The 19,162-nt window shown below is 71.8% G+C and carries 15 protein-coding genes; 4 read left to right on the forward strand and 11 right to left on the reverse strand.

Annotated features, from left to right (window positions below; genetic code table 11):
• Positions 1-598: 598 nt before the first annotated feature.
• Both JXZ78_RS12300 and JXZ78_RS12305 read left to right on the forward strand, forming a co-directional pair.
• Positions 599-1,975 (forward strand): AfsR/SARP family transcriptional regulator, encoded by a 1,377-nt coding sequence (locus JXZ78_RS12300; protein WP_238783063.1) that lies wholly within the window; start codon positions 599-601, stop codon positions 1,973-1,975.
• Between the two features lie 121 nt (positions 1,976-2,096).
• Positions 2,097-2,429 (forward strand): hypothetical protein, encoded by a 333-nt coding sequence (locus JXZ78_RS12305; RefSeq protein ID WP_238783034.1) that lies wholly within the window; start codon positions 2,097-2,099, stop codon positions 2,427-2,429.
• Between the two features lie 46 nt (positions 2,430-2,475).
• On the opposite strand, the gene JXZ78_RS12310 is transcribed toward JXZ78_RS12305, so the two are convergent.
• The 10 genes from JXZ78_RS12310 to JXZ78_RS12355 form a co-directional block, all read right to left on the reverse strand.
• Positions 2,476-3,441, reverse strand: coding sequence for a C40 family peptidase (locus JXZ78_RS12310; RefSeq protein WP_238783035.1), 966 nt, complete (start codon positions 3,439-3,441; stop codon positions 2,476-2,478).
• A gap of 8 nt (positions 3,442-3,449) precedes the next feature.
• Entirely contained in the window at positions 3,450-4,457 is a 1,008-nt protein-coding gene (locus tag JXZ78_RS12315; protein WP_238783036.1) for a replication-relaxation family protein, read from the reverse strand.
• A gap of 29 nt (positions 4,458-4,486) precedes the next feature.
• Entirely contained in the window at positions 4,487-6,988 is a 2,502-nt protein-coding gene (locus JXZ78_RS12320) for a type IV secretory system conjugative DNA transfer family protein (RefSeq protein WP_238783037.1), read from the reverse strand.
• A gap of 123 nt (positions 6,989-7,111) precedes the next feature.
• Positions 7,112-9,028 carry a VirB4 family type IV secretion system protein gene (locus tag JXZ78_RS40725; RefSeq protein ID WP_238783038.1) on the reverse strand — a complete coding sequence of 639 codons (1,917 nt, stop codon included), beginning with the start codon at positions 9,026-9,028 and terminating at the stop codon, positions 7,112-7,114.
• Positions 9,022-10,203 (reverse strand): PrgI family protein, encoded by a 1,182-nt coding sequence (locus JXZ78_RS12330; protein WP_238783039.1) that lies wholly within the window; start codon positions 10,201-10,203, stop codon positions 9,022-9,024. Before JXZ78_RS12330 ends, JXZ78_RS40725 begins: the two co-directional genes overlap by 7 nt.
• Entirely contained in the window at positions 10,200-11,714 is a 1,515-nt protein-coding gene (locus JXZ78_RS12335; RefSeq protein ID WP_505016623.1) for a TrbL/VirB6 family protein, read from the reverse strand. The genes JXZ78_RS12330 and JXZ78_RS12335 overlap by 4 nt, the downstream gene beginning before the upstream one ends.
• On the reverse strand, positions 11,714-12,121 hold the full coding sequence (locus JXZ78_RS12340) for a pilin (protein ID WP_238783041.1): 408 nt from the start codon (positions 12,119-12,121) through the stop codon (positions 11,714-11,716). The genes JXZ78_RS12335 and JXZ78_RS12340 overlap by 1 nt, the downstream gene beginning before the upstream one ends.
• A 42-nt stretch (positions 12,122-12,163) precedes the next feature.
• On the reverse strand, positions 12,164-13,003 hold the full coding sequence (locus JXZ78_RS12345) for a hypothetical protein (RefSeq protein ID WP_238783064.1): 840 nt from the start codon (positions 13,001-13,003) through the stop codon (positions 12,164-12,166).
• Between the two features lie 627 nt (positions 13,004-13,630).
• Positions 13,631-13,906: a helix-turn-helix domain-containing protein gene (locus JXZ78_RS12350; protein WP_238783042.1), complete on the reverse strand. Its 276-nt coding sequence runs from the start codon at positions 13,904-13,906 to the stop codon at positions 13,631-13,633.
• 862 nt (positions 13,907-14,768) lie between these two features.
• Positions 14,769-15,626, reverse strand: coding sequence for an alpha/beta fold hydrolase (locus tag JXZ78_RS12355; RefSeq protein ID WP_238783043.1), 858 nt, complete (start codon positions 15,624-15,626; stop codon positions 14,769-14,771).
• Positions 15,627-15,841: 215 nt separating this feature from the next.
• On the opposite strand from JXZ78_RS12355, the gene JXZ78_RS12360 reads away from it, so the two are divergent.
• A complete protein-coding gene (locus JXZ78_RS12360; RefSeq protein WP_238783044.1) occupies positions 15,842-16,819 on the forward strand; it encodes a hypothetical protein in 978 nt (325 codons plus the stop codon).
• Complete coding sequence (gene istB, locus JXZ78_RS12365) at positions 16,816-17,658, forward strand: IS21-like element helper ATPase IstB (protein WP_238783045.1); 843 nt, start codon at positions 16,816-16,818, stop codon at positions 17,656-17,658. Before JXZ78_RS12360 ends, istB begins: the two co-directional genes overlap by 4 nt.
• Positions 17,659-17,850: 192 nt before the next feature.
• Here the strand turns inward: istB and JXZ78_RS12370 are convergent, their stop codons facing one another.
• Positions 17,851-18,963, reverse strand: a complete 1,113-nt coding sequence (locus JXZ78_RS12370; RefSeq protein ID WP_372498416.1) for a serine hydrolase domain-containing protein — start codon at positions 18,961-18,963, stop codon at positions 17,851-17,853.
• Between the last annotated feature and the right edge of the window lie 199 nt (positions 18,964-19,162).

Below are 19,162 nucleotides of genomic sequence, written 5' to 3' on the forward strand. Positions count from 1 at the left end.
GTGCCATGGCGAGCACGACAGTCTGTGGCGGATCGCGGCCCGGGAACTCGGGGACGGACGGCGCTGGCCGCAGATCTATGCCCGGAATGTGGGGCGTACCCAGCCGGACGGAGACACCCTGCGTCACCCTGACCTCATCCGGCCCGGATGGGTTTTGCGACTGCCCCCGCGGCGGACGGCGCCTACCGTCCCGCCGTCCCGGCCGGCGCCGTCCCCGTCCACGCCTGGTCCGGCGTCTCCCGGTCCTACTGCTGCGGCCTCTACGCAGCCGCGGCCCGCTCCGAGCGGGGACGACGGGTTCCCGGACGGGGCGGTGGTCGGCCTCATACTGGCGGCTCTGGCCGCCGCGTTGGGCGCGGTGCGCGCCCGTCGGCGTTCCCGAGCTCGTCACCGCAGACACACCCGTCACCGCGAGGGTGCTGTTCCCGGACCGGTGGTACGTGCACTGCCCCCGGTCGGCGGGGACGTCTCGCCGCCGACCGGACGAGCTCTCAAAGATCTCAGTACGTCCGGTGTATCACCGACCGACACGGGAGCCAGGGCTCCCGACGGCCGGGACACCGCCTGGCAGCTGGCACGGCGTGGCGGTCTGGGCTTGGTGGGGCCCGGTGCGCTCGCCGCCGTGCGCGCGCTGCTGCTGTACCGGATGGTCGAACCGCCGGCGGCAGCGCAGATCACGCTGGTGGTGCCGCAGGACGATGCCGCGCTTCTGTTCGGCACCGTTCGGTCCGCTCTCGTCCAGGTGCCCGGGGTGCACCTGGCTCCCAGCCTGGATGCCGCGCTGATGGTGATGGAAGCTGCCACAAAGTACCCCAGGGTGTCGGGGACACCGCTTGTCCGACCGGAGGAACAGACAGAGGTGGTGCTGGTGGCTACACCGGCCCCGTACGCCGTGCCGCGGCTGCGCACGGCACTGGACCTTCCGGCAGCGTACGGGAGGGCGGTGCTGCTGCTGGGGTCCTGGGCACGTGGCGGAACGATACGCGTGCAGCCGGACGGTACGGTGAGCGCCGCTTTCCCGGCCGCGGCGGAGCAGTTGAACGGCACACGGCTGTTCACCCGCCCGGAGCCGGAGGCCGCCACGCTGGTGGAGTCTCTGCGCGCCACGCACCCCGCCCCGTTGTGGCCGCAGGCTTCGCCCGCCGGCGTCGACGCGCCCGTATCGGATCCACTGTCGGCCGAGGCGGCCCCGGCGGTCCGGATACCCGAGCAGGACGCGCTGGAACTGTGTGTGCTGGGCCGGATGAGCCTCGTCCACCGGCACCACGGACAGGAACGCGAGATCACCGACGTGACCACACCCAAGCAGCGGGAAGTACTGGCGTTCTTGGCCTTGCACCGTCAGGGGGCGAGCCGGGAGGCGATCGCTGCGGCACTGTGGCCCGAGACACGCTCCGGCCGTCCGTACAACGCCTTCCACGCCACGCTGAGTCAGCTGCGCCGCGCCCTGCGCCAGGCTCTGGGGGGCTCGCTCGATGGCGACGACATCGTCCTCCATCACGACGACCGTTACGTTCTGGACGCACGCCGGGTACGGGTTGACCTGTGGGCCCTGCGTGACCAGTTGGACCATGCCGACGGCGCGGTTCCCGCCGACCGGGCAGACTTGGAAGAGGCGCTGGCCCGCTACCGCGGTGATCTTGCGCAGGAGGTGAGCGGTGAGTGGCCCGACGGCCCGCGTGAGGCGCTGCGGCGGGAGGTGCTGGACACTTACGGCATCCTCATACAGGCCGCCCAGGCCCACGACCCCGTTCACGCTCTGGCACTGCTGGAACGGGCCCGGCCGCTCGACCCGTACAACGAGGCCCTCTACGAGGACATTGCCCGCACCCAGGCCCGCCTCGGTCGCCCCGAAGCCGTCCCGCGCACCCTTGCACTGCTGGCCACCAACCTTGCCGAGATCGACGAAGAGCCCTCACCCGAGACGGTGGCACTGTGCACCGCCCTGGCGCGCCGTGCCGGGCCGAACCGATAGCAACGCGACCGCCACAAACACAATCGCCGCGCGTGTGAAGGAGAGCTGCTGATGCCGTACCTGCCCCAGCACAACCGCCCACGGACCTTGACCGGGTTCGTCTCCACCACGCAGACCGCAGGTGGTTCGGGATGCCCTGGACGCAGTTTCGGAACTGCGCTTCCTCCTCGGCACGAAGATCTACGACAAGGACCGCACCTACCGCCGCACCGTCTTCCACCGGGTGGTGCTGCGCGATGAACACAGCGATATCGCCTTCACATGCCTCCATGCCCTGCACCCGGGCACGCGGCTGCATCTGCACGGCACCTGGCGTGAGCGTTACGACGACAGCACTGGTGGCGGCATGGTTGACGAGTTCGTGGTAGCTCGCCTGTACACCGAACTCCCTATGTCGGCCCGGCTACCCGGCAGCTACGTGCCCATCGCGAAGGGCGAGCAGGGCACGCTGTAGGCAGCCGCGATGCGTGGCGGAGCGGCGGCGCTGTTGGGGCTGGCGGTCACCGCACGGTTCGTGTGGTAGGCCGTGTCCAGCCGAGGAGGTCGGTGCCGGCTTCGCGGAGGGTGGCGGTGCGGATGCGGGCGCCGGGGTGGGGAGCGTGGATGACGTAGCCGCCGCCGAGGGAGAGGGCGACGTGGTGGACGCGGCCGGGGGTGCCGTAGAAGACGAGGTCGCCCGGCAGCGGGTCGGTGCCTGCGGGAAGTTGGGGGCTGGCGTCGTACTGGGCCTGGGCGGTGCGGGGCAGGTGTACTCCCGCGGTGGCGTAGGCGGCACGGGTCAGACCGGAGCAGTCGAAGCCGGTGTCACCGTGGGCGGGGCCGTTGCCGCCCCACTGGTAGGGCAGGCCGAGTTGGCTTCGGGCATAGGTGACGGCGGCCAGTGCGGCCGGTGCCGGGTACCGCCCGGTGGGCGCGGAGGAGGTGCCGGTGGTGCGGTAGCGGGCGGCTTGGGCGAGGACGTCGGCGACGTACCAGGAGGCGTGGTTGTAGGCGTAGAGGGCGGCGCGGAGGTTGCGGTTGCCGCGGGCGCCGTGGTCGCACAGGTAGGCCGCGGCGGCGTGGACCGCGTCGTGGACGTTGTACGGGGAGGGGGGACGGGCGCCACCCTCGGGGAGGCGGTGGCGGGCGGTGACCTCGGCGAAGGTGGTGGGCAGGAACTGCATCGGGCCTTGGGCGCCGGCCTGGTTGGCGCCGGAATGGACGCCGGGGAGGGCGGAGCGGCCGTGGTCGGTCTCGACTTTGCCGATGGCAGCCAGAACGGACCAGTCCAGCCCGGGGCAGTTGCGGGCGGCAGCGGTGTACTGAGCGAGGTAGGCGGGCGGAATGTCAGCCAGTGCTGAGGTACTGGGCCGACTGCCCGTGGATCCGGAGGAGCCGCCAAAGGCGGTGAACACACCGGAGATGACTGAGGCGAGCAGCACCAGGAGCAGCAGGAGGCCCGCGGCGACGAGCCCGAGCGGAGCCATGACGGCGGTCACTTCCTGTACGGCACGGGCGGGGCAGGTGCGGGCGGTTGCAGAGTGCCGGGCAGGGCGCCACTGCCCGTAGGACCGGGCGGGGGCAGGTCGGGCCAGGCGGTCGGCAGGCCTGCGAGGGGCAGGCGCTGCTCCGCGTGGTCGGGGGCGACAGGCAGCCAGCGGGCGGCGACCGGGTCGGTGGCGTCGTCGGAGAGGGGGATGTCGTGGGCGGTGGTGGCGACCGGCAACGGCGTCGGAGCGGTACTGAGCGCCGGGGCCAGGGCATGGCGGGCGGCTTGTTCGCGGCGGAGGGTAGGGAAGACGAAGAGGGTCGGTGTGCGGATGCCGGTGGCCTGGGCCAGGTGCTGGTAGTCGGAGAGTTTGGCGGTCAGGCGGGGCAGGGGTTCGGTGCCGGTGTCGTACTCCAGGAACCATTCCAGGTCGCTGTGCCGGCCGGTGCGGGTCCAGCGGCCGTAGGCGTCGGGGCGGACGAGGTCACCGAAGTGGCGGGCGCAGCGGGTCTCCGGCCACCAGGCCGTCAGCCGTCCGTCGTCTTCCGTGCGGCGGGCGTGGGCGATGAGGGTGGTGAAGAAGGTGTTGACGCCGAGGGTGTGGGCCAGGCGCAGTGAGTGGGCGATGCCGATCGCTCGGGTGTGCCGGTAGCCGAGCTGGGCGGGGTCCAGGCCGTCTTCGCGAGCGAGGACGAGGGCGCCGGCGGTGTCGAGGACGTAATGCAAGGGAGCGGTGCCGACGGGGGTGAAGGGCTGGAAGCGGTCCAGGACGCGCCAGGTGTAGAGCCTGAGCAGGCGCAGGTTCGCCGCGCGCTCCGACGGCCAAGCCAGCTGAGCAACCTGGTGGGTGGTCAGCACCCGGTGTTCGTGCAGCATGCGGGCCAGCCAGCGGTCCCGCGGGGTCAGCCGGGCGGCCAGGTGGGCGAGGTGGGCGGGGCTGGTGGCGGCGCGCGGGGTGGGGCGCGGCGGACGGTGGCCGCGCAGCGCCCGCTGGGGGAGGGGAGCGGTGGGCATGGTGAGGTCGCCTCCGGCGGAGGAGAAGGTTACGGAGCACGGCGAGGGTCGGCCGGGACGACGTCTTGGTCCTTGGCCAGTACGACGGGGCGCGGACAGGGCTCGGGCCGCACCGTGCTGATACGGGCGTGGTCGGGTCGGGGTGGGGGCAGGGGTTCGGTGCGCAGGGTGAAGGCGGGGACTTCGGCGCCGTGCAGCACGGGACGGACGACGGCCTGGAAGCGCCCGAGATGGGACAGGTCGTACTCGTTCAGGCGCGGGAGGGTGTGGCGGGCGAGGCGGTGGGCGTCCTCGGGGGAGACGTTGAAGAAGACTTTGGTGCGGGCGTTGGTACTGATGGCTTCTTCGAGGTCGTGGGGGAGCTGGCTGAGGTACTGGTGGGCGAGGGTGAGTGAGAGGTGGTAGCCGCGGGCCTCGGCGAGCAGCATCTCCAGCGGGTAGGGCAGGTGGAGGAAATGGTGTGCCTCGTCCAGGTAGACGGCGGCGTCGGGGCGTTGGCCGGGTGGGTGGCGGGTGCGGCGGGTGGCGGCCTGCCAGGCGGCGGCCACGGTCAAGGAGCCGATCAGGTGCGCGGTGTCGGCGCCGAGGGTGCTCTGGGGAATGCGGACCAGGCAGATCCCGCCGTCCAGGACGGTGTCCATGGAGACGGTGGAGGGCCCGCTGGCCAGCACGGCCCGGACGAACGGGCGCAGTAGTAGGCCGCGGAGCTTGTTCAGCAGCGGGGCGGTGATCTGGGCACGGGCCGGGTCGGACAGCTGGCCGTACCAGGCCCAGAAGCCGCGCAGCACCGGGTCGCTCACCTGGGCGGTGGCCCGGCGGCGGAAGGCCGGGTCGGCCAGCAGGCGGGGCAGGTCGGTCAGCATGGGGGTGCCGGGCTGGGCGTGGAGGGTCAGGAGGGCGGCGCGCAGGATGTCGTCGGTGCGCGGGCCCCAGGAGGCGGCGTAGATGCGGGCGAAGACGGAGACGACGTGGTCGACGCTGCGGGCGGCTTCGCGGTGGTCGAGGGGGTTGAGGACGGGCGGTGGGGCCAGGCTGTCGGCGTCGAACAGGATGGTGGTGGCGGCGCGGTGGGCGGGCAGGCGAGGGAGGAGGTCGGTGACGAGGTCGCCTTTGGGGTCGATGACGAGCAGGCCGCGGCCGGCGGCGGCGTCGGACAGGGCCAGGCGGGCGATCAGTTCGGATTTGCCGGCGCCGGTGGCGCCCAGGATGTGGATGTGGTGGCGGGCGTCGGTGACGTGGAGGCCGACGGGCCGGTCCGGCCCTGTATCGCTGACGCCGAGGGGCTTGATGCCCTCGCCGGTGGCGGGGGTGCCGGGTGGGGGCGGCACGGCTTTGGCGGCGGCCCGCTCCAGGCCGGCGACGGCTACGTCCCACGGCAAGTGGGCGACGGCCGCCAGCTCGGGGGTGGACAGGAGCTGCCCGCGCGTCAGGCGCCGTTGCGTCAGACGCCGCAGCGAGCGGTGCGAGCGGGTGCTGCGGTAATGGTTGTGTTCGGTGAAGACCGCGAATGCTGCGGCGAGCGCACGGGCCTGGGCACGCAGCCGGCCCTGGGTTCCCTGGCGTTCCACGGTTCCTGAGGCGACGGGAACGGTCGCGGTGAGGGCGTAGCGGAGGCGGGTTTCGAACAGGGGGCCGCGCAGCTTCGTGGTGATGGCGCGGTCTTGTGCGGAGGCGGTCAGGCTCGTTTGGTGGTCCGGGCTCATTCCGGCGTTCCGGGGCCGGGTCGCCGGGACAGGGGTGAGGGCGTCCAGGAGGCGTCCGAGGGGGCGGGCGGCGTGACCGGCCTGCAGGTGCCGGGCGGTACGGCGGGTGCGGGCGACCCGGCGCATGGTGGCCGGACGGGCCAGAATCTGGACCACGGCGTCCTCGCCCTCGGAGAGCCCGGTCGGTGTGCCGAGGAGGGCGCGCAGGGGGTCGGTGGGGAAGTCGGTGCGCAGCGGCAGGGCGTCGCTGCGGGCCAGCCGTAGTTCGCCCCCGGCGGCGTAGCGACGGTATCCGGACGGGGCGGCGGTGGGGCGTGGCGGTGCGGCGGGCGTAGCGCGGGTATGGGCGCCGGGCCAGGCGGCCTCGACAGCCTGTTCCACCGTGTCCGGAGGAGTCGAGCCAGGCACCCACAGGCGGATGCGGACGGCGTCACGGTCAAGAAGGTACTCCCAGGAGAGGTGGGGGCCGGGAATGAGGCGGTGGCGGCGGGCGGGCGTGAGCAGGCCGGTCAGGTGTGCCCACAAGGCTGCTGCGCCGTCCGGGCCCACGTCGGGCGGCGGCAGGACGGTGATGAACTGCGCGCCCCGTGCGAGGCGCCGGTGAGCCTGGTGCTGCTGCCATGCTCGGCCGAGGCGCAGGAGGAAGGCGCCTGCGGCCAGGACGGTGGCGGAGGCTGGCGCCCAGGTGGTCAGCGTGTTGCCGAGGTGGGTGAGCAGGGCGTGCCAGCTGCCGGCGGGGTCGCGCAGAAAGTCGTGCAGGGGGCCGCTGGCGGCGGGGCTGCGGGCCGAGGACCAGACCCGTACGGTGATCAGGAAGCGGCGGAGCACGGGCGGTCCTGCCTTTCTGCAGTGAGTCCCCGTCGCCGGTGGCGGCCAAGGGCAACGCCCCGGGGCGGGCGGCGGCGTAACCAAGGGGTACGCCGGCGCAGGCGCCGGCCAGCCGTGTGAGGCTCACGCGACACCGGACTTGGCCGACGGGTCCGGGGTTTCGTCGAACAGGTCCATCTCGTGCTGACCGGCAGGGGTATGCGTCACGGCGTCCACGGCCGTCTCCGGCTCGTAGGCGGTGAGTTCGGCCGGGTCAGTGGTGATCAGCTGGTGTTCGGCGGGAGAGGCGGCGGCCTGGAAGGCGGTGCGGTGGGTGCCGGTGGACAGCAGGCCCTGGCCGCGGTCGGCGGCGAGGAGGAAGGCCCGCTCGCCCTCGGACAGGTCGAAGACGGCGGTGACTTCGTCGATGGCCTGCGGGGCCTGGCGCAGCAGGATCTGGGTGGCGGCGTTGGTGACCACGGCCCGGCCCAGGTCGGTGGCCAGGACGTCGGCGGTGTCCTGGGTGGCCACGGTCAGGCCGGCCCAGTGCTTGCGGGCGGCCTTGGCCATGCGGAAGAGGAAGTCGGCGCCGGCCGGTTGCTGCATCAGCAGCCAGGCCTCGTCGGCCACCACGTAACGGGGGCGGCGACGGGCGGCGTCGCTGACGTGCTGCCAGATCGTGTCGAGTACGAGGAGAGTGGCGATGGCGTGGAGCTCGTCGGGCAGGTCGCGCAGGCAGTAGACGACCAGGTGTCCGTCGGGGCGGGTGGTGGTCGGCCCGGTGAACAGGTCGGCGAAGGCGCCGCGGACGAAGGGGTGCAGTTGGTCGGCCAGGTCCCGGCCCGTCGGCTGCGCACAGCCCGTAAGGACGGCGGCGAGGTCGGCCAGCAGCGGGGGCGGGTGGGTCCAGGTGCGCGGGTCGGCGGTGATCCCGGCCCGCTGATAGGTGGCGGTGATGGCCTGGTCGAGGACGGCGCGCTGGGCCGGGGTGAGCGGGGTGCCGAGCAGGACGGCCAGCATGGTGTGCAGGAACAGGGACCGGCGCACCAGTGCATCGCGTGGGGCGGTTGGTTGGCCGTGGGGGCCGGTGCGCAGTGGCAGGTCGAAGGGGTTCAGGCGGACGCCGTCGGCGCCCAGGCGCAGGCAGACGCCGCCGACGGCCTCGGCGAGGCGGGTGTACTCGTCTTCGGGGTCGATGACGTGGGCGTCGATGCCGCGGTAGAGGGAGCGCAGCACTTCGAGTTTGACGAGGTAGGACTTGCCGGCGCCGGAGCGGCCGAGGACGACGGCGTTGTGGTTGTCCTGGGCGAAGCGGTCCCAGTGGACCAGGCCCTGGCTGGCGGTGTTGTAGCCGTACAGCACGCCTTCGGGGGCGGCGGCCGAGGCCGGGGCGGGGGACGGCAGGTCGGGGCTGGTGAAGGGGAAGGCGGCGGCCAGCGCACTGGTGTCGACGGTGCGGCGCAGCATGATGCGGTCCAGGCCGAACGGCAGGCAGGTCAGCCAGCCCTGGAGGCTGCGGTAGGTGGTGGGCTTGGCGTCCAGCAGCAGACTGGCCGCCAGCGCACGCACCGCGGCCACCTCCTGCGCCAGGTGCGGTGCGCTGGTGGCGCGGACCGTGAGGTAGAGGCCGAGGCGGAAGAGTTTGCCTTCGCCGCGGGCGACGCGGGCGGACAGGTCGTAGGCGTCCTCGGTGGCCGCCTCGGTCTGCGGGTCCGGCAGGCGGCCCTTTTCGTGGGTGTGGCGGCGGCCGGATTCCAGGCGGGCGAGCTGGCGTTTGAGGCGGCGGGCGGCGGTGATAGGGTCGATCGGTTTGATGTGCAAGGCGACGTCCAGGCGGCCGGGGTAGGTCAGCAGGGGCTGCAGCCAGCCGGGCTGGACCTCGCGCGGGTAGCCCGTGACGGCGAAGGACGCCACCCACGCGTCGCCGACCTCCAGGTGGCGCGGCGCAACGGTGACGGCGTCGGGCAGGAAGGCCGCGGTGGCGTCGGCGGCGGGCGCCGTGGCGCGAGGGCCGGAGCATCGGCCGTATCGGGCCCGTGCTGCGCGGCGGTGCTTCACCACGAGGGCTCCCTTGGCAGATCCGGGTGCCCGGTGTCGTCGTCCGGCGCAAAGGCGGCCTGCGAGTCGTCCCGCGAGGGGCAACTGTCGCTCCAGGCGGACGGGAGGAGGGCGGGCCCGGGCCCCGGGGGCGGTGCAGGGGCGGCGGTGATGATGTGGTGGGCGCCGGCCGTGTGCGGGGAGGGCGCGAGGAAGCTGTCGGGGGAGCAGGCGGCGGCGAGTACGGCGGTGGTCTGGCCGACGTCCAGTGGGCAGACGGCGATGCCGGCCAGGCCGAGAAGGGTGGTGGCGTCGGCCAGGCGCCGGGTCACGCGGACGCCGACCGCGTGCCGCTCGGCCTCCGTGCGCGCCGGGGCGCTGCGCGGGGTGCGGCGGGCGGCGAGGGCAGCCGGGAAGCCGGGGCCGCCGAGACCGTCTACGGAACTGGCGGCGTTGCCGGGTTCACGCAGCACGAGGAGCACCTGGCGGCGCAGCAGGTCCTGTTCGCGGGCGAGCTGGTCGAGGAAGTCGGCGTGGTCGACGGCGGCGGCCTGCAGGGCCGGGTGGGGCAGGGCGGGGGCCTGGGCGCGCAGCTCGGCGACCGCGGCGGTCACGTCCAGGCGCTCGGCGCGCACCAGCACCTGCACGGGAGCGGTCAGGGAGTGCAGGTAGCGGCCGAAGGCGCCGATCAGCGCGTCCTGTTCGGCCGGGGTGCGCAGGGCGAAGTCGACGGTGGTGCACTCCGCCACCAGCACCACCCCGTCGGGTCCGAGGTCCACCAGGCCGGTGCTGGCGATGTCGTGGGCGGGCAGGCGCAGTGGCACTGCGGCCGCTCCGGTCGTCGTCACGCTTTCGGGGTGGGAGGTGCTCGCGGCGGTGAGCCAGGCCGGGACGGAGTGCAGGCCTTCGGGGGCGGCGAGGTGGCGGTGGGGGGCGAGGCGCTGGCGGACGGCAGCGAGCAGCAGGCGGTCCAGGGGCAGGCCGTCACGCCGGCCCAGCACCAGGACGGCGGTGGTGACCGCGACGGGCAGGGCCACGACGGCGAAGACGGCCAGGGGCAGGACGGTGCGGGTGGCTGACCACAGGGCGTACAGGGCCAGGCCGGTGCTGGTGAGGAGGAAAAGCTGGCGGGCGGTCAGGCCGTGCCAGAGGGTGTCCTCGCGGTCGACGTCGGCGGGGATGCGTACGGGCTGCGTCATCGTCGGTCACCTCTGTGCGGCCCGCCTCGGGGCGGGGGCGGGCTGGAGCGGTGTGGCGGGGTGAAGGCCGGGGGCGGCGGGGGCTCGCGGCGGGTGCGCGGGGCACGGCGCTCCTCGGGTACGGGCGGGCGGAAGACAGCCGGAGGTGCGGGACCGGAGGCCCGCACCGGGCCGGGGGGCTCGGGTGCGGCCTGGATGAACACGGGCCGGGACGGCGGTCGGTGTGTCGTGCCTGGGGGAGGTGCGGGTGAGGGCTGTGCGGGGACCGGCGGGCGGAAGACCGGTGGGGCGGGGGCCGTGGGGCGCGTACGCGGTGGCGGGGCGGCCGCGCGGGGTATGGGCGGCTGGAAGACGGGGGATCCCGGCGGAGTGCGTCGGATGGGCTGCCCCGGCCGTACCGGCTGTGCGGGGGCAGGGGAGCGGAACTGCGGCAGCGGCGGCGGGGTGGAGCGGTGGAACAGCGGGCGTGGGGTGCCCGGTTGAGGGCCGGAGCCGGGCCCACTCCGGGGGACAGGCGGAACGGGCCCGGGGCCGCCCCCGCGGGGACCGGGCCGGCCGGCGACAGGGCCGGGGCCCGACGGTCCACCCCTGCCGCGCGAGCGGGCGGACGGGGCGGACGGGGACGCGGCGTGCAGCGCGTGGAAGGTCTTGGCGTACAGCAAGGAGCGGACCAGGCCGACGGCCAGGGGGCCGCGGTAGCCGGGCACGGCCGAGCGCAGGATCCAGAAGGGGAGTTTGATCAGGATGTACATCAGCGCCAGGGCGACCAGCACATGGGCCAGGCCGGTGGGGGTGGGGCCGAACAGGGCGTAGCCGTCGGGGGCGAGGAACAGCCGCAGTGCGGTGATCAGCGTCAGCGACTGGGCGAGTTGCACCCCCAGCAGGCCGGTGAAGACCCGCCACCACCAGCGGGCGATGCCTTCAGTCTGCGGCAGGGCGTGGCACATCAGGGCCAGCGGCGCCCCGGCGACCAGGATCAGGGTGAGGCTGATGCGCACCGCGTAGGAGACCAGCAGGATCACCAGCATGCCGATCACGAACACGCCGACGAACAGCACGAAGAAGCCTTTGTTGACGCCCTGGATCATGCGAGCCAGGGCCTGTCCGGCGCTGTCGGCGTCCAGGCCGGGCCCCAGCAGGGCCTGGGAGAGGGCGTTGGCCAGGGCGATGGCCTTGTCCGCCAGGAACAGGGAGGAGGCCGAGGCGAGGATGCCCACCGCCAAGCGGGGCAGGGTCTCCTTGAGGCGGCTGCGGGTCTGCAGGGACTCGTGGGCCATGACCACCAGTCCGGCGACGGTGACCAGTACGGTGTAGCAGGCCAGCGCCAGGGTCCAGGAGGCGGTCCACAGGCCGGTGATGCGCGGGATGCTGCCCAGGGTGGGCGTGGCCAGCAGCGTCGAGCCGAGGAGGTCGAGCAGGGGGTTGAGGGCCTGGTCGACCACGGCGGCGAAGAAGCGCTCCAGCACGGTGGTCAGGGACTGCAGGATCAGATCGGTCAGCCAGCCGCCCATCACGCCCCCACGATGCCCTTGAGGACCTGCACCACGATCGGCGCCAGCGCCGCCAGCGCGTACCCGAGGCCGGCGTGCCGGAAGGCCGCCTTGGCCTTGGCCACCTCCCCGGGGTCGCCGCCGGCCAGCAGGTACCGCACGCCGCCGACGGTCAGGAACACGGTGGCCAGACCGGCCAGGATGCCCATCAGCCAGTTGCGGAGGTTGGTCAGCACCTGGCCCACCGTCGCCAGCGCCAGCACCCACCGCCCCGGCTCCCCGGCCGGTGCCGCCGCCACCAGGACCGCCACCGTCGCCACCGCGCCCACGACCGCCCACCGGCGCCGCGGCACCGCGCGGCCGCGGTGCGGGCAGCCGGACGCCGCGCGCCCCCGAGGCGAGAGATGGGGACGGAAGCCGGGCGGCATAGCTCCCTCCAGGAGCGGTGGCGGGCGGGCCTGAAAAGCCCCTCATTCCCCAAGGCCGGAAAAGACCGCCGTTTTATGCACCACCGTCGAAGATTTTCGAGAGGGTGCCGTGCTGTCGTATCGCCTGGGGCGGACGGCACGGTCAACAACGGGCGGGCTGCGGACGGTCCGTCGCTTCCGGCCCTCGTCGGAGGCCATGGTTGGCTGGGGACCGTCGCGCAGGTAGGCGACAAGCCGCTGCTCGGCCCGGCGTCGCCGTGCGTACACCGTCGGAGCCGGCGCTCCGTGCTCCTGCGCCCACCTCACCACCGGGACCCTCTCCAGCCGGGTCGTCCCGATCAGCTCGGCTTCGGTTTCGGTGAGTACCGTGGCACCCACCGCTCGTGCCAGCACCAGGTCCGGATGCCCCCACCCCGGCCGGGGCGGCGCCGGGCCGAAGCGCGGCGCCACTGGCACCGGCGCATCCAGGGCCTCGCTCAGCGCGGCGAACCCGGCCCGGCGCGCCGCCCACACCACCCGCAGCAGGACGTGGGCCCGGCCGAGGTCGACTGTGGCCAGCCCGGCGAAGAACCCGGCCAGCGCCTCCGCCTCCACGTCCTGCACCTCCCCGGGGTAACGCGCCGCCACCCAGGCGGCCACCCGGACCAGGGCCGGCAACGCCATCCCGGCGCACGCCACTGTCCAGCACCCGCCCTCGGCCCGGGCCCGGGCCACCAGGTGCGCCCACACCGCATCGCGCACCGATCCCGGGCACTGCGGCCGCAGCAGCAGGTCCCGTAGTTCACCCAGCCCCAGCATCCGGTCGGGCAGGTGGGCGAAGGCGGCCCCGTCCACTGTCGGCGGGCCGGCCCCGTCCACCAGACGAGAGAACTCCTCGCGCACCAGATCCAATGGCAGACTCCGGTATCTCTGACCACACGTGCGGCTGGCTGTGGCCATGGGAAGCCTCCTTCGGCACCGGCAGCAGAACGGCCACAGCACACGCCACCGGCGCCAACAAACCGCCAGCCGACACCTAAAGCACACTCAGACAGCCCCGCACCGATGCCTAACCCCCACTTAACTTCCCAGGCCGAACAGCCGCTCGCTGCGCAGCTCCAGCCCACTCCAGGTCGACCGCAACCGCAGCTCACCAACAGATTCTTCGTCTGCTGGTGGTACACGGCGTCCACCGCTTCTGAGCTGCAGAGATGGCTGGAAGTGCTAGGCAGCACCCCGTGTTGGACCGCCCCTGGCCCAGATCTTGCTCGGTGCTGACAGGGGCACCGGTCCCACATGGCACATGTCGTAGAAACCGTCCATGGGCGTCCAGTGGGTCCAGGGGGAGCGCATGAGTCCAGGTCAGAGCGTTGTGGCGTGAGGGTGTCCGTGGGGTTGGTGACTCGGTTGTGATCGCTCGTGACATGTGAGGGCCCTGTCGGCTTGCTTCGACGGGGGGCCTGCGTAGACGGGACCTGATACGAGGACGCCCCGCCGGCTTGCTCCGGCGGGGCGTCCTCGTGCAGTTGGTCAAGACGGCTTCGTGCTTGCGCTGGAGGCTATGTTGTACTCCGGCTCGCCGCTTTCGAGTACCCGGAGGAGCGAGGCGGTGACGACGCGGGTGGTGCGGCCTATCGGCAGTACGCGGCATGGAAATTCCCCGCGGCGAACAAGGTCGTAGCTCTTCGACCTCGACAAGCCGAACGCCTGGGCGGCGTCCTCGACGCTCGCTGTCCCGCTCCAGGTGGCGCGGATGTGCTCAGGGCTGAACGGGTCACGATGCGTTGTACTGCTCTGGCTGGGCATTCCTGTCCGCAGTGCCTTTCGGTTCTGGTTGCTTCCGTGAGTGGGGAAGCAGGGAGAAGCGGTGGACTATCAATGATCCGAGGAATCGCCGGTTTGGGAAACCGGTCGTTTGCGGATACGCTGCGTCGCTCAGTGTTAGGGATGAGTTGGAACGGGCCCAATCGGTGCCAGTATTGCCGGTTGGGGTCGTTGGCGTTGCCTCCACGTTTCCGATTACGCATCATGCGGAGTGTATGGTGATCCTTGAGAAGGCCGCGAAGGGCTCCTGAACCGGGGTTCTGTACGTGCGCATGATGTGCGGTGTGGGCGTTACGGATGATGTCTTGACGCTGAAATGACGCTTGTGGCGCTCATTTGGCGCTCTTACTGATGGGGCGCCAGGTGCTCTACCGGGCTGGTCAGGTCACGTGAATAGCGGCGTTGGTTGGCGAGGAGATCTTCTTGAAGTCGTCTACCGGGCCCGGCTGACCTGCGGTTATGCGGGCTCCTGCGTCTCTGACCTGCACGGAACGGCCTTTCATCGCATTTCAGCTCTATGCCGTTTTACGCAGCCGGTTCTCCCCAGCCGCTCCCCAGCGGTCTCCAAACTCCCCAGATTCACCCCAGGGGCTTCCTCTCTCGCGCAGGTGGTAGAGCGCGATGGCACAGCCCTTCCGGTAGCGGCCGGCGCACACACTAGGTGACTGGATGGCGGCCGTCGAGATCTACCCAGAAGTGGTCCGTGACGGCGTCCGACCGGGCGGTGGCAGGGGTGGTGGGCGGGCAGCGGGCTGGGTCATACATCCCGCTCGGCCGGTAGTCGGTGGTGGAGCGCGTATGCGGTGGTCTCGCGCGCGGGGTCGGCAGCCGATGCGGGGTTGGGTTAGGCCCAGAGCTCCCGAAGAGCGGCGTTGACGGTGGCGGGCTCCTGGGTGTGCGGGTAGTACCCGGGCACCCGCAGGAGGCGGCCCCCGAGGGAGTCCGTGAGGGACTCGGCCACGGCCATGAGGGGGAGCCCTACATGCTCGCGGTACGCGACCGGCGCGTGCTCCCAGGTTCCGCAGATCACCAGGATCGGCACAGCGGCGTCCCGGATCGCGTCCAGTGGGATCTCCGCCTCCCAGATGGGGCGCTCCCTCATGGAGGTGGCAACGGCACGGAGTCGGCGCGGCGTAGGCTTGGGCATGGCCATGCCCAGCCCTTCGGTGGACGCCCGCAGATACTGCTCCGGCGTGACGCCGTCCGGGATGCCCGGGGTGCCGTCGCGCACCCGGTCGAGGAGGCTGGCGACGACCGGATGGTGTGCGGCGGTGGTGAAGGCGGAGGGCTGGATGAGGGCAAGGGAGCGAACGAGGTCGGGCCGGCGTGCGGCGGCCAGGAGCGCGGCGACGGCGCCGTTCCCGTGGCCTACGAGGTGGGCGCCGCCGGGCCCCACCGAGCGGGCTCCATCGCCCAGAACCTCCACGGCGTCCTCGGTGTCGATGTCGAAGTCGCTGCGCGCGGTGTCCGGGCTGTCGCCGTAACCCCGTCGATCCATCAGGAGGAGTTGCCGGCTGTCCGCGAGGGTCCGCTGGGCGCCGAACCCATAGGTGGAGTCGCTGCCCCAGGTGAAGATGTTGTGGATGAAGAGGGCGGGGGCAGCACCGGCCGCCGGGGTCACCGGAGCCCTCGAAGCTGTCGGGGCCCGGCCCCCTCCGGCCTGTTCGCGGTCATCCCACACGGTCACGTGCACGGCAGCCATAGGTCAACCTCCCGCAGGTGAGGAACAGCAACTCCCTTGAGAGTAAGCGTTGATGCACCAGCGCTACGCTTGGCTATGTGTGCGGGGCGTAAGAGGCACGCTGTGCACGAGCCTCTTCTTACTGGGCGTTTTCGCCCTGCTCGGGGAGACGTAGACCGTGTAAGTAGCCGGCCCGAGTCACGGCGACCGGCGTACGCCAGGTGGGCGGTCGCTTCGTGCGCAACACACCCTGCCGTGGCGTGCGATCTTGCGGCATCCTGGCGGAGATGCGGACGGGGGAGAGCCGGATCCCTGCCGGGGCACGTTGGAAACGCGTTCTGACGGGCGCGGTCGCCGTGATCTGTCTGCTGTGGATCGCACGGGTGGGTTTCTGGGCCGTCGCCGACCGCCAAGGCGTTCAGCGGCTGGGACATGCCCTCAACGTCAGCTCCGTACTTACCGGTGTGGTGGTCGGCATCGCCTCCTTGGCCGTTTCCTGGCTGAGCTACCGCGCGAACCACCGCGAGCGCGCCACCGCTGTCTCGCTCAGCGAAACCGCGGACGAGTTCGCGCTCGCCGTCCGTCGCCAGTGGGAGGCCGAGGGCCGTGTGCGACGGCTGTACGCTCCCTATGCCCTTCCGGTTTCCTGGCGTCCGGCCGAGGCCGGACTCGTCGAAGAATGGCCCCGCCCCGGCGATCGCGGTGTCAGCCTGCCGGATCCGGCCGAACTTCTTGATACCGCCCGCTTCCCCACTCCGACATCCCTGCGGGCGCACCGGCACACCGGCTTCGTTCCCGCCGCCTACCGCCCTCGCCCGGACCGACCGGAGCGCCGGCCGGCGGCGCGGGCCGAGGCCACGCTGGCCTTCCTCGCCCACCACCTGGAGGTCAGCAGTGCGGTGGACCTGCTGCTGCACCGTCACCAAGAACACGCCGGCGGGCTCGCAGGGCTTCGTGCTGCCGTCAGGCTGGGCACCTGCAGCGAGGACGTCGTCGCGCTGGGAGGCCCGAAAGGCCGCCCAGGTGGCCGGCCGTGCTCCCACCGTCTCCGCGCAATCTCCCTTCCTGCCCCAACAGGATCTGCAGCTGCCGCGGGTCAGCCACCTCACTCCACGCCGCCTGGCTCGCCCCTGCCCGATGACCGCCGTCCGTTGCCCCGCCTGGAGCAGTGGGATGAGCTGCTGAGCCTTCGCTGGAAGGAATCCTTGTCATGACCGCCGTTCATCACGCGCTCACCGCACAGGCTTCAGACGCCGCGATCGACACCGCCTGCCGGATGCTGCGGCTTTCCACCATGCGGGCCCAGGCCGCCGACACGATCGCCCGCGCCGAACGCGAAGGGCTCTCCTACACCGGGTTCCTCGCCGAGCTGTTGATGGCCGAGTGCGAGAACCGCGCCCGGCGGCGGGCCGAACCACGCATCCGGGCCGCCCGCTTCCCCCGCGAAAAGTCCCTGCGCGAGTTCGACTACGCCGCCAATCCCAACGTCGACCCGGCAGTCATCCACGGTCTGGCGAACTGCGAGTGGATCGCCAGGGGTTACCCGCTGTGTCTGATGGGCGGCTCCGGGACCGGCAAGTCGCACCTGCTGATCGCGCTGGGCACTGCGGCTGCCATGGCCGGCTACCGCGTCCGCTACACCACCGCTGCCGCCCTGGCGAACGAGCTCGTCGAGGCCGCCGACGACAAGCAACTAGGCAAGACCATCGCCCGCTACGGACGAGTCGACCTTCTTGAGATCGATGAGTTCGGCTACCTCGAACTGGACCGCCGCGGCGCGGAGATGCTCTACCAGGTGCTGACGGAGTGTGAAGAGAAGAACAGCATCGCGATCGCCTCGAACGAGGCTTTCACCGGCTGGAGCAGGACCTTTATCGATCCCCGGCTCTGCGCTGCGGTCGTGGACCGACTTACCTTCAACGCCACCCTCATCGAGACCGGCACCGAATCCTACCGGCTTGCTCGCACGAGAGGCTGCCGGAACAAGTCCGTCGCCCAGCCGCGAGGTGGTCCTGATCCAAGCCGCCCCTCGGGTCCGGAGGAAGACGCCTGAGCTCGATCTCCCACCCGCAAAGTGGGACCGGTCGAAGTCGCCTCGCCGGGGCCGAGTACGGCCGCCCTAGTACTCCAGTCTGACTTCGCGATCTTGTAGCGGACCTGGCTGGGAAGGGGTACGGTCACCGCGTGATCATCGGTTGGCGGCCCTGGTCCGACGGCGATGACCTCGCCGTCGGAGTCCAGCACGTCAGCCGTTGCACAGCGCCGTGTCGACGGCGGCCTCCACCCGCTGGGAGGCCGCACCCGTCGGGGTGGTGGTCACCGCGACGTCGGCGGCACGTCCGTCGTCTGTGACGCCTCCTCGTGTTCGGTATCCCAGTGCGGTTCCGCCGTGACCCCAGTAGACGCCGCCGCATGACAGCGGTGTGCTGGTCAGGCCCAGTCCGTAGCGGACGCCGGGGCCGCGTGCCTCTGCGGGGACGGTGGTGCGCATCTGGGCGAGCTGGGCCGGGGGCAGGAGTCTGCCTCCGAGGAGGGCGGTGTAGAAGCGATTGAGGCCACTGTTGGTGGAAACCAGAGCACCCGCAGACCAGGCCATGGACATGTCCATGGTGGTGTAGTCGATCAGGGGTCCGTCGTCCGTTTCCCGTTCGTAGCCCTTGGGGTGGGGCTCACGGATGGTCGTCTCTCCGGGGGTGGGGAAGTAGGTGTGGCGCAGTCCGATGCGGTCGATGATGCGCCGCTTGATCTCCTCGCCTACGGGGCGGCCGGTGACCTTCTGGATGATCAGGCCGGCGACCAGGTAGTTGGTGTTGCTGTACTCCCACTTCGCGCCCGGGGAGAAGCGGGCCTTCTGTGCGAGGACGCCGTCAAGCAGGTCGCGTGGTTCGAAGTACCAGTACCGGACGGCGGGGAAGTCCGCGAAGACGGGCGACTCCATGTAGTCGGGCAGGCCGCTGGTGTGCTGGAGGAGTTGGCGGGTGGTGATGTGGCGTCCGTCGATGCCTTCGCCGCGCAGCAGGCCGGGCAGGTAGGTGTCGACGGGGGCGTCCAGGGCGAGCTTCTTCTCGGCGACCAGCTGCAGTGCGACCACGGCGGTGAATGCCTTGGTGTTGCTGCCTGCCCGTACCTGGCCGTCCTTGGGGGCCTTCGCCCCGGCCTTGAGGTCGCCGACCCCGGCGGTGTAGTTGCGTATCCGGCCCTCGCGGTCCGTGACGCTTGCCAGCGCGGCGGGCATCTTGTCGTCGGCCACCAGCGCGTTCAGGCTGTTCTGGACGGTGTCCGGCCTGGCGGCGGAGGCCGCGGACGGGAACAGTGCACCGGTGGTCATGACGGCCCCGGTGAGCACGGTCACGGCCAGCAATATCTTGCGCCGGCCACCTCGCGAGCGAGTGGGACGAAACCTCGGCGATACACATGCGTGCATGGAACAACTCCTGTGGTGACAGTGAAGAGCAAGCGAAGAGCGAGTCGGTGCGCGCCCCGGTGACGGTGGCGGATTCCGGCCCCGGGGCCGGGTACGGGCTCTCGCGGGATGTGAGGCCATGCCGGACGGCCCG

The sequence above is a fragment of the Streptomyces monomycini genome (genome assembly GCF_022271435.1).
In the GTDB taxonomy this organism is placed as follows: Bacteria; Actinomycetota; Actinomycetes; order Streptomycetales; family Streptomycetaceae; genus Streptomyces; species Streptomyces monomycini.

What these genes read in the sequence shown, in the direction of transcription:
- JXZ78_RS12310 (WP_238783035.1), bottom strand. Translation starts at nt 3,441, where the DNA reads ATGGCTCCGCTCGGGCTCGTCGCCGCGGGCCTCCTGCTGCTCCTGGTG.
- JXZ78_RS12315 (WP_238783036.1), bottom strand. Translation starts at nt 4,457, where the DNA reads ATGCCCACCGCTCCCCTCCCCCAGCGGGCGCTGCGCGGCCACCGTCCG.
- JXZ78_RS12330 (WP_238783039.1), bottom strand. Translation starts at nt 10,203, where the DNA reads ATGACGCAGCCCGTACGCATCCCCGCCGACGTCGACCGCGAGGACACC.
- JXZ78_RS12335 (WP_505016623.1), bottom strand. Translation starts at nt 11,714, where the DNA reads ATGGGCGGCTGGCTGACCGATCTGATCCTGCAGTCCCTGACCACCGTG.
- JXZ78_RS12340 (WP_238783041.1), bottom strand. Translation starts at nt 12,121, where the DNA reads ATGCCGCCCGGCTTCCGTCCCCATCTCTCGCCTCGGGGGCGCGCGGCG.
- JXZ78_RS12350 (WP_238783042.1), bottom strand. Translation starts at nt 13,906, where the DNA reads ATGCCCAGCCAGAGCAGTACAACGCATCGTGACCCGTTCAGCCCTGAG.
- JXZ78_RS12355 (WP_238783043.1), bottom strand. Translation starts at nt 15,626, where the DNA reads ATGGCTGCCGTGCACGTGACCGTGTGGGATGACCGCGAACAGGCCGGA.
- istB (WP_238783045.1), top strand. Translation starts at nt 16,816, where the DNA reads ATGACCGCCGTTCATCACGCGCTCACCGCACAGGCTTCAGACGCCGCG.